Origin of the sequence: Streptomyces sp. WP-1, from assembly GCF_030450125.1 — a bacterium.
In the GTDB taxonomy this organism is placed as follows: domain Bacteria; phylum Actinomycetota; class Actinomycetes; order Streptomycetales; family Streptomycetaceae; genus Streptomyces; species Streptomyces incarnatus.
Window position 1 is genome coordinate 966,987 of the sequence record NZ_CP123923.1, and the last position, 16,348, is coordinate 983,334.

The window sequence follows — 16,348 nt, forward strand, 5'->3', positions numbered from 1 at the left end:
GGGTGTCGGGCGGGAGGCCCTCAGAAATCGGCGGTGAGGGAGAGGTCGATCTCGTCGTCGCTCATCTGCGAGATCAGTTCCAGCAGCCGGCTCTCCACCTCGGCGGCGAGACGCCCCACCGTGGGATGCTCGAACAGGTCCCTGACCTGGAGCGGGCAGTCGAACGCGGTGCGCAGTCTGGAGGCGACGGCGACGGCGCGCAGGGAGTGGCCGCCCAGGGCGAAGAAGTCGTCGTGGACGCCGACCCGGGGCAGATCGAGCACTTCGCACCAGATCTGTGCGACGACCGTCTCGGCCGGGCTGCGGGGCGCCACGAAGGCCGCCGACTCGGGCGCCGCGGGCTCGGGCAGGGCGGCGGTGTCCAGCTTGCCCTGCACCGTCAGCGGCAGCGCGTCGAGCAGGACGAACGCCGACGGCACCAGATAGTGCGCCAGTTGGGCCCGGCAGTGTGTCTGGAGGATCTCCTCCGACAGGCCGTCGCCGACGACGTAGCCCACCAGGGCGGCCTCGCCGCGCAGGGTGCGGACGACGACCGCCGCGCCCCGCACCCCGGGGTGGCGGCGCAGCACCGCCTCGGCCTCCTTGGGCTCGACGCGGAACCCGCGGATCTTCACCTGGTCGTCGTTGCGGCCGAGGAACTCCAGTTCCCCGGAGGGCAGTCGGCGTACGACGTCCCCGGTGCGGTAGAGCCGTCCGCCGAGCGCCCCGAACGGGTCGGGCTCGAACCGCTCGGCGGTCAGCGCCGGCCGCCCCAGATACCCTCGGGCCAACTCGCGTCCTCCCACGAGAAGTTCGCCCGGCACGCCCTCGGGTACGAGTTCGCCCAGCGCGTCGACCACGTAGGTACGGCGCCCGCCCAGGGGCCGGCCGATCGGTACCCGGCCGTCGCGGGCGCCGTCGACGGTGTGGGCGGTGGCCGAGATCACCGACTCGGTGGGCCCGTAGGTGTTGAGGACGGGCACGTGGGGCAGGTGTGCGAACCACCGCTCCAGCGGGTCGGCGGGCAGCGCCTCTCCCCCGGTCACCAGCAGCCGCAGCGAGGCGAGCCGCGGGGCGAGCCGGTCCAGGTGGGAGACCAGCTCCGCCCAGTAGGACGGGGTGAGTTCCATGACGGTGATCCGCTCGGCCGCGACCCGGGCGGCCAGTTCCTCCGGCGCCCAGATCTCGTCCGGGCGCACGATCACCGTGGCGCCGGTGCTCAGCGCGGGCAGGATCTGCTCCAGCGAGGCGTCGAACGACGTGGACGCGAAGGTGAGCACCCGGTCCTCGGCCCTGAGCGCGAACCGCCGGCGGGCGGTGGCCACATGGGCGTCCAGGGCGTGGTGCTCGACCCCGACGGCCTTGGGGCGGCCGGTGGAGCCGGAGGTGAAGATGACATAGGCGAGGTCGCCCGGGTCGGGGGTGTGCGCCGGTCCGTCGGGCAGCGGTCGTACGTCCTCGACGGCTACGGCCCCCACCCCGAGCGCGGTGACCTTCTCACCGGTGTGCGCGTCGGCGACCACGTGCCGTACCCCGGCCTCCTGGAGCATGTACCGGAGCCGGTCCTCGGGCAGCAGGGCGTCGAGCGGGACGTAGACACCGCCCGCCCGCCAGACGGCGAGCATCGCGGCCACGGACCAGACGCCACGCCCGACACACACGCCGACGGGGTCACCGGGGGCCACTCCCCGGGCGGTGAGGGTGGCGGCCAACCCGCCTGTCAAGCGGTCCAGTTGGGCGTAGTCGAGACCGGCACCCTCGCACACCACGGCAGGGTCCTCGGGGCGGCCTGCCACCCGGAACGCCGGTGCGGGCGGCACCTCGCGTCCCGCCGTGGCCACCAGCAGGTCGCGCTCCCCGGCGGAGAGCAGCGGGGCCGCGTCGACCCGGGTGCCGGGGTCGGCGAGGAGGGCCTCCAGCAGGCGTCCGACATGGCGGGCGAACCGGGTGGCGGTGGCCGGCTCGAACAGGTCGGCGGCGTACTCGACGTTGAGGGCGAACCCGCCGGGGCGCACCACGAAAGTGGCCGTCAGGTCGAACTTGGCCGATCCCCAGGGCAGTTGGAAGTCGCCGGTGTCGAGCCCCGGCAGTCCGGCGCCGCCGGTGGAGGCGTCCTGGACGTCCACCATCACCTGGAACAGGGGGTTGCGGGACAGATCGCGCGCGGGGCGCAGCCGCTCCACGACCCGCTCGAACGGCACCTCCTGGTGGTCGAAGGCGCCGAGCACCACCTCGCGCACCCGGTCCACGAGCCCGGCGAAGGTGGGCCGCCCGGACAGGTCCGTGCGCAGCACCACGGTGTTGACGAAGAAGCCGACCAGCGGCTCCAGTTCGAGCCGGCCGCGCCCGGCGACGGGTGTGCCCACGGGCACGTCGGTCTGCCCGGACCAGCGGGCCAGCACGGCCTGGGCGGCGGCCAGCAGCACCATGAAGCGGGTCGCGCCGCGCTCCCGGGCGAAGGCGTCCACCCGGTGCACCAGCTCGGCGGGCAGATCGATCTCGACGGCGCCGCCCCGCCCGGTGAACGCGGCCGGCCGGGGCCGGTCGGTGGGCAGCTCCAGGGCGGGCGTCCGCGCCAGCACCTCTTCCCAGTAGGCGAGTTGGGGTTCCAGCGCGCCGCTCTCGGCACGTTCGCGCTGCCAGACGGCGAAGTCGCCGTACTGGACGGGCAACGGCGGAAGGTGCGCCTCCCGTCCCGCCCGCCGGGCGGTGTAGTGGTGGGCCAGCTCGTCCAGCAGGACGCCCTTGGACCAGCCGTCGGTGACGGCGTGGTGCAGGGCGAGCAGGACCACATGGTCGTCGTCGGCCAGCTCCCACACCCCGGCCCGCAGCAGCGGCGGCCGGGCGAGGTCGAAGCGGCGGGTGGCGAGGGCCTCGGCCCGCTGCCGTACGGCGTCGAGGCGGGAGTCCTCGTCGGGCCCGTCCGGCGCCGCCTCCCAGACCAGGGGCACGCCCACCGGGTCGCACACCTGCTGCACGGGACGGCCGTCGGACTCGATCAGCGCCGTGCGCAGCACCTCGTGCCGGGCCACCAGATCATCCAACGCCTGCTGCCAGGAGGCGTGTTCGAGGCCGCCGCGGACCCGCCAGCAGTACCACAGCAGATAGGAGTCGCCGCGGTCGGAGGTGCGGTCGAGGAACCACAGGCGCTCCTGCGCGAAGGACAGCGGCAGCGGGCGGGCACGGTCGACGGGCACCACCTCGGTGCTGCCGCAGGCGCGGGCGCCGGCCACGCGCGGCGCGAAATCGCGCACGGTCGGGTGCTCGAACACGGTGCGCAGCTCGATGTCCCGGCCGAGCCGCCCGGCGATCCGGGAGACCGCCATGGTGGCGAGCAGGGAGTGGCCGCCCAGGTCGAAGAAGCTGTCGTCGATGCCGATCCGCTCCAGGCCCAGCACATCGGCCCACACCTCGGCGACGATCCGCTCGGTCTCGTCGCGGGGCGCGGTGAACGCGGCGTCGTCGCCTGGGCCGCCGCGGTCGGGGTCGGGCAGGGCGCCGCGGTCGAGCTTGCCGGAGACGCCGACCGGGAGGGCGTCCAGGGCGACGAAGTCGGAGGGGACGGCGTAGTGCGGCAGATAGCGGGCGCACCAGGCCCGCAGCTCCGCCCTCCCGGGCGCGGCGGGTGCGTCCGGGGCGGGTACGACATAGCCGGTCAGGGCCTGTCCGGTGGCGCGGTCGGGCCGGACGGCGGCCGCGGCGACCAGCGGGCAGGCCCGCAACACGGCCTCCACCTCGCCGAGTTCGACCCGGAAGCCCCGGATCTTGACCTGGTCGTCGCGGCGGCCGACGAACTCCAGCTCCCCCTGGGGCGTCCAGCGCACGAGGTCGCCGGTGCGGTAGAGGCGGCCACCGGGCGGACCGTACGGGTCGGGCACGAAGCGGTCGGCGGTCAGCGCGGGCCGGTTGAGGTAGCCGCGCGCCAACTCGGTCCCTCCGATGAGGAGTTCACCGGAGACGCCGACCGGTACCTGCTCGTCGTCCGTGTCCACCACGTACACGCGGCGGTCGCCGAGCGGGCGGCCGATGGGCACGCTGTCGGCGGGCGGTTCCCCGGCGTCGTAGGTGGTGGCGGTGACGGTGGTCTCGGTGGGCCCGTAGGCGTTGCAGACCCGCACCCAGGGCACGGCGGCCCGCCACACGGCCAGGGTGTCGGCCGGTACCGCCTCGCCGCCGAGGACCAGCAGCCGCAGCGGGGCGAGGGCGGCGGCCAGCCTGCGGTCGAGGGAGAGGGCCAGTTCGGACCAGTAGGTGGGCGGCACGTTGACCACGGTCAGCTCGTGCCGCTGGACGATCTCCGGGACCTGGGTGGGCAGCCAGGGCTCCTCGGGCCGCATGACGACGGTGGCACCGGAGGTCAGGGCGGGCAGCACCTGGTCCAGGGAGGCGTCGAAGGAGAAGGAGGCGAAGGCCAGCACCCGGTCGGCGGCGGTGATGCCGAGGCGCTGCCGTGCGGCGGCCACGTGCGAGGCGAGCGCGGCGTGTTCGACGCCGACCGCCTTGGGGCGTCCGGTGGACCCGGAGGTGAAGATGACGTGGGCGAGCTGGCGGGGGTCGGGCCGGTGGCGGGGCCCGTCCGCGTCCGGGGTGACGGCGGTGACGTCGACGGCGACGGGCGCGAGCGGGGCGGCGGCGGTGGCCGTCGCCGGTGCGGTGACGACGCAGGCGAGCCGGGCCTCCTCGGCCATGAACGCGAGCCGCTGCGCGGGCAGTTCGGGGTCGAGCGGCACGTACACACCGCCGGCCCGCCAGATCCCCTCGATGGCGGCGACCGACCACAGGCCGCGACGCAGGACGACCCCCACCGGGCTGCCCGCGCCGACCCCGGCGGCCCGCAGCGCGGCGGCGAGTCCGCCGGACATGGCGTCGAGTTCCGCGTACGTGGCGCTGTCGTCGCCGCAGCGCAGCGCGAGCGCCTCGGGCCGTCCGGCGAAGGCGACCGGTTGCGCGGGCGTCGCGGGCCGGTCGGGCGCGTGGTGCCATTCGCTCCTGGGCCGCGCCGGCGCACCGGGCCCGGCGGGCAGGGCGCGCGCCAACTCGTGGACAGGGGTGGTGGGTTCGGCGATGACGGCCCGCAGCAGGGCGGTGTACGCGTTCGCGAAGGCGCGCATCGTGGCGACGTCGAACAGGGCGGTGGCGTACTGGAGGATGGCCGCGATGCTGCCGTCCGTGCGCAGGGTCAGGTCCAGGAAGACGTCCAGCGGGGTCTCGGTCAGCGGCGGCTCGACGAGCGCCACCTCCAGGTCCGCCATCCGCACCGGCCGGATCGGGGAGTTGAGCAGGGTGAACGACGCCTGGGCGAGCGGGTGCCGGGACAGGTCCCGGGAGCCGCCGAGCGCGCCGACCACCAGGTCGAAGGGCGCCTCGGCATGCGACAGATCGGCCGGCACCCGCCGCCGTACCCGCTCCAGCAGGGTGTCGAAGCCGGGCCGCCCGGACAGGTCCGCGCGCAGGACGACGGTGTTCACCAGCGGGCCGATCAGCTCGGCGGCGCCGCGCTGGGCCCGGTCGGCGAGCGTGCTGCACACGGCGACGTCGGTACGGCCCGACCAGTGGCCGAGCAGCGCCTGGTAGGCGGTGAGCAGCACCATGTACCGGGTGACGCGCCGGGACCGGGCCAACTTGTCCACGGCGGCGACGAGTTCGGCGGGCAGATCGAAGCGGACGACATCACCGGAACCGTCCCAGACCCGGGGCCGGGGCCGGTCGGTGGGCAGCTCCAGCGGGGTCAGCCCGGTCAGCCGCTCCCGCCAGTGCCCGAGCAGCCGCTCAAGCCGGGCGCCGGAGAGCCGTTCGGCCTGCGCGCGGGCGAGTTCGGCGTACTGCACGGCGGGCGGCTCGACCTCCTCGCCCCGGTATCCGGCGGCCAGTTCCTCCAGCAGCACCCCCCAGGACCACCCGTCCACGGCGATGTGGTGGACCTCGACCAGCAGCAGGTGCTCGTCCTCGGCGACCCGGGCGAGGGTGGCGCGCACCGGGTGCTCCTCGGCGAGGTCGACGGGGCGGCCCAGGCAGCGGGCGTACAGATCGGCGGGGCCGTCCGCGGTGACCCGGCGCAGCGTGAACCCGGCGGGCGCGTCCACGACCGGCACCGGCTCCCCGTCCACGGCGGTGAACCGGGTCCGCAGCACCTCGTGCCGGGCCACGATCCGGCCCAACGACCGCTCCAGCCGGTCGGCGTCGAGCCGTCCCCGCAGCCGCAGCACCAACGGCAGCATCGATCCGCTGGAGGACCCCGCCAACTGGTCCATGAACCACAGCCGGCGCTGCGCGAAGGACACCGTCCGGGCGTCCACGTCGTTCGGCGCCCCCGCAGGGGCCGGGCCTGTAGTCACTGTCGCCTCCCAGCCGTCTTTTCCCAGCAGCCTGCCGCCACGGCCCGCCCCACCCCAGGGAAGAAGACGCAGCGGTGTGAGCAGAGTCGGCTGCGGTTCTGGGGGGCGGGGCGGATCCGGGCCGCCGGGTGGCCGGGACGGCCGGCTCAGTGGCGTCTGGCCTTGCCGATGCCTTCGGCGACCGCCGGCTTGTCGAGATAACGGTGGACGTCATGGGCGCTGAGCCTGCCGTTGTCGACCCGGACGTCGGTGACCCCGACCGCCAGATGCGACAGGCCCCTGCCCTTGTTCACCGGATCGTTGACCGCGTACAGGTTGGTCCACTCCACACCGGCGGGAACGGACAGCGGGGTACCGGCCGTGTGGACGCCCTTCCGCACCGCGAGCCAGCCCAGCGGTGATCCGCAGGTGATCAGCGATGCCACCCCGGGTCCGCCGTCCGCCGCGGGCGGAACCTCGCCGCGGGTGAGCATGTCGTAGAACACGACAGTGCCCAGCGAGTGTGCGATGACCATCCGGGCGCCCGTGGTGACCAGTGCCTCCCGGATCACGGCGCGGACCGCGGCCGCCGTTCCCTCATGACGCAGGTAGCCGTGGGCTTCGCGGACCAGCCACAGCAGACGGTCGGTCACCCCCTTGCCCGCCACCCGGTCCACGGCCTCAGCCCGCCTGAGGATCCGCGGCGTGAGCCGCCCCGCCCCCAGAGTCCGGCCGGCCATCGGGGAATCCTGCTCCTGCGCCGCCGCGGACGGCGCGTAGGCGGCCAGCGCCTCCAGGATGAATGCCTCTTCCTCCTCGTCCACGGGCTCGTCGCCGGCCGCGCGGGCGGCGTCCGGGCCCAGCCGCATGTACCGGGTGGCCGTCTTCGGATACACGCCTTGGTACGAGGGGACGGTGAGACCGACCGGACCGGCCACGGGGGCGAGTCCCGAGCAGGCCAGCGCGTCGTCCACCGACTCCTGCCAGCTCCTGCTCAGTGCCTCCGTCGTGGCCGAAGCCCCCTGCCGGATGCCGTGCACTCCGACGATCTGCAGTGCCCCCATCGTTCCCCCTCCTCGTTCGCCGCCGGGGCCCCGGCCCCGGGCCCGATCGTAGACGCGGGCGACACGCCGTCCGCTCCGGATAGGCTGACCCGGCCGTGCGCCGCACCTCGCGCACGGAGCAGGGGAGAGCTGTGGACGCGCATGAGCTGGCGGGGATCGTCCGGCGGCGACTGATCGTGGTCGCGTTGGACGGTTACAAGGACAGTCCCCCGGGGTTCGACGAGGCCATCGACGCCCAGGTCGCGCGGATCACGGGATGGCTGGCGGACCCGGACATCGAGGACGCCCGCCGCTTCGAGGTGACCCGGGCACCGTCGGTGCGTACGGTCGGCGAATTGCGTGACTTTCTGCGCACGGAGAATCTGGCCGCGGCCAAGTACCGGGAAGCCGTCGTCGTCTACATCACCGGCCACGGCATGCGCCGGGTCGCGCCCCGCCACTTCCTGACGCTCGCCGAGACGGATCCGAATCGCCTGTTCGCCACGGCCTTCCCGACGAGCGAACTCATCACCGCGGTGCTCGACAGCTGGTCCGAGCACGTGCTTGTCCTCGTCGACTCCTGCTTCTCCGGCACCCTGCGCACGGAGCTGACCAGCCTGCTCGAAGCGCTCTCCACGGAGCGCCACGGGTTCGACGGAGCGGCCGTGGTCACCGCCGGCAATCACGAGGAGCAGCCGCTGGTCGGTTCGTTCACCGAGCGCGTGGCGCTGGCGTGCGAGCGCATGCGCGACGAGACGGCCGGGTACACCGCCCCGTATCTCTCCTTCCAGGAGTGGGAGCAGCTCCTGGACGAGGTCGGATGGGACAACCGGGGCGTCGAGAAGGATTTGGTCCGTGCCGAGTGGATCGTTCCGCATTCGCGCAGGCGGGTCCCCAGTGCCTGTCTGCCCAATCCCCGGTACCGGGCACCCGTCGGCACAGCCCGTCCGGCACTGCGCCAACTGGCCCTGACGCGGTCCGCGGACATCGGCACGAACCCCAGTGCCCTGGACGAGTTCTGGCTGGAGCGTGCTTCGGGGCGGGCGGCCGCCGACGACCCGGGCTGGTACTTCAGCGGCCGGGCCGAGCTGATGGGCCGGCTGGCCGGTTTCCTGCGCACGGGCAAGGGTGTCCTCGTCGTCACGGGCGCGGCCGGTTCCGGCAAGTCCGCCCTCCTGGCCCGTCTGGTGACCCTCTCCGACCCCGGGTTCGCCGCGGATCCGTCGTACACGGCCATGGTGGCGGAGATTCCCGAACGGCTGCGGCCGGCTCTCGGAGCGGTGGACGTCGCGGTGCTGGCCCGCAACAAGTCCGCGGGGGCGGTCGTCCAGGATCTCGTCACCAACCTCGGCCCCGGAAGCGGGGATCCGTCGCCCGGGCCGGTCGCGGAGCTGCCGCTGCCGGCCCTGCTGCGGCAGGTGCGGGACCGCGGCGACGCCGCCGGGAATCCGGTCACCGTGGTCATCGACGCGCTGGACGAGGCAAGTGACCCCCTCGCCGTCCTCAACGACGTCATCCTGCCGCTCGCCCGCCTCCGGAGTCCGGACGGGGCCCGTCTGGTCCGTCTCCTCCTCGGTGTCCGCAGTTCCCCCGACGTGGCCTACGCGTCGGGCGGGTCCCTGCTCGACGAGCGCGCGGATCACATGCTGCTGCGGCTGACCGAGGCGCTGGAGGACGAGGGTCTGCCGCCGGAGGTGCTGCGCAGTGACGGTCCCGACTGCGCCGGCGACATCGCGGCCTACGCCGCAACCCTGCTGCTGGCACCGGCCGACAGCCCCTACCGCGGTGCGCCGGAGGCAGCCGCCGAAGCCGCCACGATCATCGCGGACGCGGTCGCGCCGTCCTTCCTGGACGCCCGGATCGCCGCCGACCAGCTGAGACGGGCCGAGACCCGCCAGGACATGGCCGAGGACGGGTGGCTGGAACGTCTCGCCGACGGGACCACCGGGCTGCTCCGTGAGGATGTCACGGCCGTTTCTCTGCACACCGGCGTCCCGGACACCCTTCTGGTCGCCGCCCTGCGCGCGACGGCGTTCGCGCCCGGCGCCGGTCTTCCCTGGGCGGATGTCTGGCCGGCCGTCACGGCCGCCCTGGCCGGGCCCGTCGACGCACACGGAGACGGTCGCGGTCACGGCACCGAAGCCGTCGGCCACGCCCTGCGGACCCTCCGCCACAGCCGTCTCACCGGCTACCTGGCCATCGCCGAGGAGGACGCCCGAACGGTCTACCGTCCGGTCCACCAGCGGCTGAGCGACCTCCTGCTCGCGAACCATGAGCTGCTGCTGCCGCAGCCGTCGGTCCTGCCCGGTCCTTCACGGCATGTGCCGACCCGGGCGGAGCTGCTCACCGCGGCCCACGCCTCGATCGCCGCCGAGCTGGCCGGCCTGGTCCGGCGGTCCCCGGCACGGCACCTACACCCGTACATCCGCAGGCATTTCCTCCACCACGCGGCCACCGGGGAGATGCTGAACGATGCCGACGTACCGCTGGACCTGCTGGCCCAGGAAACCTCCGGCACGCTGAGGTCCCGCCTCGGGCTGCCGCTTCCGGCGGAGGACCCGCGGCGCCGGATGCTCACGGCGGCGGCGGTGGTCGAGCCCTACCTCGACGAGACGGTGGACGCGGCTTCGCGCCTGGGCAGCATCGCCTTCCAGCGGGGCGTACGTGGCGAGCCGTGGGAGGCGCCGGCAGGGCTGCCGGCCACCCTGGCCTGGGGCCGGTGGTCGGCGCGCGTGAACGTTCTCGCGCCGACGAGAGGGGAGACGAGAAGCCTGCACGTCCTGCCCACGCTGGACGGGCGGGCACTGATCGCGGTGTTGTCGGAGGCCGGGGCCGTGCGGATCTGGGACGCCGCGACCGGCCGCCTGGTGTCCGAGCTCGGTGACAACCAGTCCCCCGTCCGTGGCCTGTGCACCATCCAGGCGACCGGGGGCCGGACGTTCCTCGTCACCTGGCACCGCAGGGGCGTCACCCTGCACGACCCCGGCTCTGGCCAGCCCATCACCGCCCTCTCCCTGCCGGCCGTCAGCGACGTGCACGTCCTGGAGGACGGCGCCGCGCGCTGGAAGCTGTTCGTCATCACGGCGCGGAGCGCCTTCGTGTGGCGGCCGAACGCTCACGGCGTCGACGAGGGCCATATCGTCGAGGCCGAGGGTTTTCCCGGGACGGGCGCCGTGTTCAGGCACTCCACGTCGGCCGTGGTGCGTCGGGCGAGCGGACACGCGCTCGTGGCTTTCCCCACGCCGGAGGGCATCCGCCTCTGGGACCCGTTCTCGGGCCTGACCCCGCATCCGCCGTTCGGGGGCGACCGGGCGCACGTGTCCGTAGCCGTTCCCAGACCCGAGAAGGACGACCTTCTCATCGTCATACAGAGGGGGGCACCTCTCCGATGGCTGCTCTGGGACCCCTTCCGGGGTGAACCCGCTCCGTACCCCGCGCTTCCGGGTCGTCCCCGGCTGACGCTGCCCGGTGGCAGGGCGGTGGCTTACACCCGGGTCAACCGCATCGTCGTGCGGGACATCAGCAGCGGCCGGGAGAACTCCTTCGACGGCGACCTCCCGTCCATCGATGCCCTCGCCGTCCTGGACGACCCGAACGGCCGGCGCGTCGTCTCCGCCGGTCCCCAGGGGATCAGGCTGTGGCAACTCGGCCTCCGGACGGCGCTGAACGGGGGCGACCTGATGCAGACGCTGTACCGAGCGCCCCTCGGGCCGCCCAGGCGCGGGGAGGCGTGGCCGCTGTGCAGGACGCGATGCCCGGGTCTCGACGGAGCCGGCGATGTCCTCGTGGTCGGCACCGTCGTCGGACTGGAAGTCTACGACGCCCTGACGGGGCGGCTGGTGAAGCAGGTGGACACCGGGCGCGTCAGGGTGGTCGAGCCGGTCCCGTCGCCTCCCGGCAGCGCGTACATCGTGGTCGAGGACCGCGGCCAGTGGTCGGTCTGGGACCTGGTGTCCGGCACGGAGGTGCATCCCGCGCAGGCGACCGGCCCGGCCGCCGGACGGTCCTGCGTCGTCACGACGGCGGCCGGCGTGCCGATGCTCGTCCGGCTGGAGGGCCGAGGGGACCTCAGCTCCGTGGTGTGGGATGTGGCCGGCGGCGCCGAGACCACCGCCCTGCCCAGGCCGGCCACCGAGCAGCCGCGGTTCCTCGTGTCCCTTCCCGCGCGGGACTCGGGCACCACCCTGATCGCCGTGGTGGGCATGGCCGGCATCGATCTCGTGGACCTGTTCTCCGGTCGCGTCGTCACCACGCTCAGCCAGCCCGCCCATCGCCGGTCGCTGTTCCGGCACGCGTGCGCTCTCCGCTGCCACCGCAGGGTATTGCTGGTCGCGACCACATCGGCCGAGATCTTCGTCTGGGACACGGTCGACGGCTCCCTCCTCGCCCGCTGGAGAGTTTCCGACACCCTGGCTCTGGCCGCGCTGCCCCTGCCGGACGGCCGGGCCCTGATCGCCACCGCGAGCCCGAGCGGTGTCCGCCTCTGGGACCCGCTGACCGGCGAACTCCGCCACACCCTCCTCACCGGCGCCCCGGTCCACGCACTGGCCGTCGGCACCGGTGCGCCGGGCCCCGCGCTGCACGTCCTCGGCCCGGCGGGGCTGGCAACGCTCCTGGTGGACGAGCGGCTGCTCTGACTGAGGGCCGCGCCGTACCGGCCCCTCACGGCGCGGCGCGACCGTGATCAGTCCTGGTCGACCATCGCCGCCATCCCGTCCAGCAGCCGTTGCAGCCCGAACTCGAAGAGTGCGTCCAGGTCGAGGTCGTAGCCCGCCGCGGCGAGGCGGGAGAGGGTGGGGAAGCGGCCGGTGGACAGGATGTCGAGGAGTTCGGGTGCCCGGGTGTCCATCCACTGTTCGCTGTCGAGGCCGCTGTACGCCTCGGCCTCCCGTTCCGACTCCAGGTTCACGGCGATGCCGCGGGCGTAGTTGAGCAGCATCAGGTGCGCGGTGAAGGCGGTGTGCAGGTCCAGGCCGCGGGAGTGCAGGACGGAGAGCATCCACTCGCTGTACGGCAGCGCCGAGGTCACCATCTGGGGGCGGGTCACCGACAGGGCCGGCGCGAGCCACGGGTGGCGGCGGAACTGGTCCCACAGCCGCCGGGCCGCCAGCTCGATCGCCGCGCGCCAGTCCCGCGGCGGGTCGGCGGGCAGCGGGTGCCGGGCGATGACCGTGTCCATCATCCGCGTCAGCAGGTCGTCCTTGTCGGTGACGTGCCGGTACAACGACATGGTGGCCACGCCGAGTTCGGCGGCCACCCGGCGCATCGAGACCGCCGCCAGCCCCTCCGCGTCGGCGACCGCGACCGCGGCCGTGACGATCCGGTCGAGGGTGAGCGCCGACGGGGAAGGGGGCGCCTCGGAGGGTCGGCCGCCCTGGCGGGTGGCGGTGGCGGGGCGAGGGGGCCGCGCCGGGCGGGCCGGGGGTGTCACGACCGTGCCGACGCCGGGTACCGCGTGGACCAGACCCTCGCGGCGCAGTTCGGTCAGCACCTTGGTGGCCGTCGCCATGGCAACCCCCCACTGACGGGTGATCTCCCGGGTGGAGGGCACTCGCTCCCCCGGCGCCAGTTCGCCCGTCTCGATCCGCCGCCGCAACTCGCCGACGATCTGCCCGGAGCGCGACACCGCCTGACCGCTCATCGACATCCTCCGCACTAGTGCACTGAAGGGAGCCATCGTAAGCCCGCGACACCGGGGGATTCGCCGGTACGACTCCTTCCGGCACCCACGTGCACTAGTGCGGAGCACTACAGATTCCCCATCCAGCAGGCATTTTCGCGCTTGCGCACTACCTTGCGTACGGCGTACATTCGCGGCATGACCGACAACGAGATACTCATCTGCGGCGCCGGCATCGCGGGGCCCGCGCTGGCGTACTGGCTACGCGAGGGGGGCTTCACGGTCACGGTCGTGGAGCGGGCGGCGGCGCCCCGGCCGGGCGGGCAGACCGTGGATCTGCGCGGCGCCGGCCGTACCGTGATCGAGCGGATGGGCCTGATGGACCGGGCGCGGGCGGAGAGCGTGGACCAGCGCGGACTGGCCCTCGTCGACGCCTCGGGGCGCATCACCGCCGCCCTGCCGGCCGACAGCTTCGGCGGCGAGGGGATCGTCTCCGAGATCGAGATCCTCCGGGGCGACCTCGCCCGGCTGCTGTACGAGGCGAGCCTGCCCGGCACGGAGTACCTGTTCGACGACACGGTCACCGCGCTGGAGCAGGACGCGGACGGGGTCACGGTCACCTTCGAGCGGGCCGCGCCGCGCCGGTTCGGGATGGTCGTCGGCGCGGACGGACCGCACTCCGTGGTGCGCGCGCTGGCCTTCGGACCGGAGCGGGAGTTCGTCCGCCCGCTCGGCCTCTACACCGCCTGGTTCACCGCCACCGACGACCTGGACCTCGACGGCTGGTACATGATGCACAACGCGCCGCCCGGTCTGGTCGCCTCCGCCCGGCCAGGGCGGCTGCCCGGTGAGATCAAGGCGGGCCTCAGCTTCCGCTCGGCGCCCCTCGCCCACGACCGCCGGGACATCGCCGCCCAACACGAGCTGCTGGCCCGGCGTTTCGCCCGCGTCGGCTGGCAGGCCCCGCGGCTGCTGCGGGCGATGCGCACCGCCCCGGACTTCTTCCTCGACTCCATGGGCCAGGTCCGCCTGGACGGCTGGTCGCGGGGCCGGGTCGCGCTGCTGGGCGACGCCGGGTACTGCGCGACCCCGCTGACCGGCCTCGGCACCAGTCTCGCCCTGGTCGGCGCGTACGTACTGGCCGGTGAGCTGGCCACGGCCGGCGGCGACCACCGGTCCGCGCTGCGCCGTTACGACGAGGTCATGCGCCCGTACGTCGGCCAGGCACAGCAGCTTCCACCGGGCGGCGCCGCCGGATACGCGCCCTCGGGCCGCCTCGGCATCCGGCTGCGGGACCTCTCCATGCGGCGGATGACCCACTGGCCGATGCGGAACGTGCTCGCGGCGCAATTCGCCAAGGCCGGGAACATCGAACTGCCCGACTACGGGAGGGGGTTCACAACTCCCGGGGCGGCTCCAGGAGTTCGGGGTCTGATCCGGGGGTGGCGGTGAGGAATGCGCGGGCTCCGCGCACCTGGGTACGCAGGGCGCTTCTGGTACGACGGCTGTCCAGGCGGACGTCCAGGGCTCCGGGGACGCCCGAGTCCGCCCGGCGGCCGGCGGGCACGGTGGCGGGGTCCAGTCCGTCCCGGCGGGCGATCAGCAGCCCGAGTTCGTATCGGCTGAGGGCGTCGGGCCCGGCGACATGGCGGACGCCGGAGTGCTCCGAGAAGGCGAGTTCCAGCAACGCGCGGGCGAGGTCCGCGACATGGACGGGGCAGCGGACGTCATCGGTGAACAGCGCCCCGTCACGGCGGCCGGCGGCCAGCTCGCGCACGAGCCGCTCATGGGGCGAGCCGCCGTCGCCGATGATCAGCGAGGTGCGTACGACGACGGCCGCCGGGACCAGCACACGGATCGCGGTCTCGGCGGCGGCCTTCGCGGCGCCGTAGGGCGTGACCGGATCCGGGAGCGCGGATTCGTCGTAGTGCACCCGGCCGCCGGAGAACACGGCGTCGCTCGACACATGGACCAGCCGCGCGTCCAGGCGTCGCGCGGCCACCGCGACCCGGACGGCGCCCTCGGCCGTCGTCGCCCAGTCGGCCGCCCGGGAGGCGGTGTTGATCACGGTGGTCGGCCGCAACCGGTCCATGGCGGAGGCGAGTTGTTCCGGGCGCCGGATGTCCAGCGGCAGCCGGTCGGCCCCCGCGAGAGAGCCCGGGCGGGTGCCGTACGTCGCGGTGACGGCGTGTCCGGCCGCCACCGCCCGCCGGACCAGTTCCCCGCCGAGGAAGCCGCTGCCGCCGATGATGAGGAGGGTCATGGTGCGCCAGGGTATGCCTTGCCCGAAGTCCGCGAGCGAGACCGAGAGCGACGCCGAGAGGGAGGCCGAGGCGGATGACCACCAGGCCGCACGGGGAGCACGACGAACACGACGAGCACGACGAACCGGGTCCGCAGGAGGAGCCGGTGATCCGGCTGCACCGCTGGGACGCCGACTGGCCGGACGACGACCCGCACGCCAACTTCAAGTCGGACGTCGTCCGTTACGGCCGGCTCGATCCGCTCGCCACCCTGCGGGGCATGGCCGAGAACCTGGACATCCCCCGGTCGGCGCCCTCGCCCGCCATGTGCCGGCGCGCTGGGCGACCGGCGGCAGTGGGGGCTGCTGGAGGTGGGGCCGGTGATGGTGCACCGGCTGTGGGAGCCGGTCGCCGAGGCGGAGCGGCGGACAGCGACAGCGAGCGGCTGCGGGCGTACCACCGGCTGCGGCGGATGATCGCCTGGCTCAGACCGCCACTGGACGAACCGCGCGTCTATCCGGCCCGGTTCGAGGACGGTCCGGACGACACGACGCCCCGGTGAACTGCTAGAACCATGGTGGCGGCCCCCGGTTCCGACGGGCCGCGCGCCCGTAGTACCCCCGCTCGATCAGGAGTTCCCCGTGCCCGCACCGGACGTCGACACCCTCACCAGCCGCGAACGCTCCGCCAAGCCGCCCGTCCCCCACGCCGCGCTCGGCGTCGGCGCGATCGTCCTGGGCGAGCAGGGCATCCTCCTCGGCCGGCACCGGCGCGGCACCCTCGAACTCCCGGGCGGCACCGTGGAGCCCGGGGAGTCCCTGGAGGAGACCGCCGTACGCGAACTCGCCGAGGAGACCGGGCTGATCGTACGCACCGGGGACGTCAGGCTCCTGGGCACGCTGGTCGACCATGTCGAGGACGTCGTACGCGTCACCGTCGGCGCCCTCGTCACCGCGTGGCGGGGCGAACCGGCCACCCAGCCGGACGAGCGGGTCGGCGACTGGGCCTGGTACCCCCTGGACGGGCTGCCCGACGGCCTGTTCGTGTGCAGCGCGCAGATCCTCACCGCGTGGCGCCCCGAACTCCCCATCACGCACACCCCGGCGCACTTCACCCCGTACGCCTAGGGGCCTCGCAAGGCGAGGAGGC

7 protein-coding genes and 1 pseudogene are annotated in these 16,348 nt (G+C 73.9%); 4 read left to right on the plus strand and 4 right to left on the minus strand.

The window, feature by feature from the left end; all coding sequences use genetic code 11:
- Window positions 1–20: 20 nt before the first annotated feature.
- Both QHG49_RS03965 and QHG49_RS03970 read right to left on the minus strand, forming a co-directional pair.
- Window positions 21–6,314, minus strand: coding sequence for a non-ribosomal peptide synthetase (locus tag QHG49_RS03965; RefSeq protein ID WP_301487238.1), 6,294 nt, complete (start codon window positions 6,312–6,314; stop codon window positions 21–23).
- Window positions 6,315–6,460: 146 nt separating this feature from the next.
- Window positions 6,461–7,357: a hypothetical protein gene (locus QHG49_RS03970; RefSeq protein WP_159707066.1), complete on the minus strand. Its 897-nt coding sequence runs from the start codon at window positions 7,355–7,357 to the stop codon at window positions 6,461–6,463.
- A 131-nt stretch (window positions 7,358–7,488) separates the two neighbouring features.
- On the opposite strand from QHG49_RS03970, the gene QHG49_RS03975 reads away from it, so the two are divergent.
- Window positions 7,489–11,973 carry an AAA family ATPase gene (locus QHG49_RS03975; protein ID WP_301487239.1) on the plus strand — a complete coding sequence of 1,495 codons (4,485 nt, stop codon included), beginning with the start codon at window positions 7,489–7,491 and terminating at the stop codon, window positions 11,971–11,973.
- Between the two features lie 47 nt (window positions 11,974–12,020).
- On the opposite strand, the gene QHG49_RS03980 is transcribed toward QHG49_RS03975, so the two are convergent.
- Window positions 12,021–12,977 (minus strand): TetR/AcrR family transcriptional regulator C-terminal domain-containing protein, encoded by a 957-nt coding sequence (locus tag QHG49_RS03980; protein ID WP_301487240.1) that lies wholly within the window; start codon window positions 12,975–12,977, stop codon window positions 12,021–12,023.
- A gap of 177 nt (window positions 12,978–13,154) precedes the next feature.
- Between QHG49_RS03980 and QHG49_RS03985 the strand changes: the two genes are divergently transcribed.
- Window positions 13,155–14,408 (plus strand): FAD-dependent monooxygenase, encoded by a 1,254-nt coding sequence (locus QHG49_RS03985; RefSeq protein ID WP_301487241.1) that lies wholly within the window; start codon window positions 13,155–13,157, stop codon window positions 14,406–14,408.
- On the opposite strand, the gene QHG49_RS03990 is transcribed toward QHG49_RS03985, so the two are convergent.
- Window positions 14,353–15,219, minus strand: coding sequence for a sugar nucleotide-binding protein (locus QHG49_RS03990; protein ID WP_301487242.1), 867 nt, complete (start codon window positions 15,217–15,219; stop codon window positions 14,353–14,355). The two genes, QHG49_RS03985 and QHG49_RS03990, sit on opposite strands and share 56 nt — an antisense overlap.
- Window positions 15,220–15,293: 74 nt before the next feature.
- Here QHG49_RS03990 and QHG49_RS03995 point away from each other — a divergent pair, with 74 nt between their 5' ends.
- Entirely contained in the window at window positions 15,294–15,761 is a 468-nt protein-coding gene (locus QHG49_RS03995) for a DUF6027 family protein (RefSeq protein ID WP_301487243.1), read from the plus strand.
- Window positions 15,762–15,864: 103 nt separating this feature from the next.
- Window positions 15,865–16,326, plus strand: a pseudogene (locus tag QHG49_RS04000) (NUDIX hydrolase); the annotation flags it as partial.
- Window positions 16,327–16,348 lie beyond the last annotated feature (22 nt).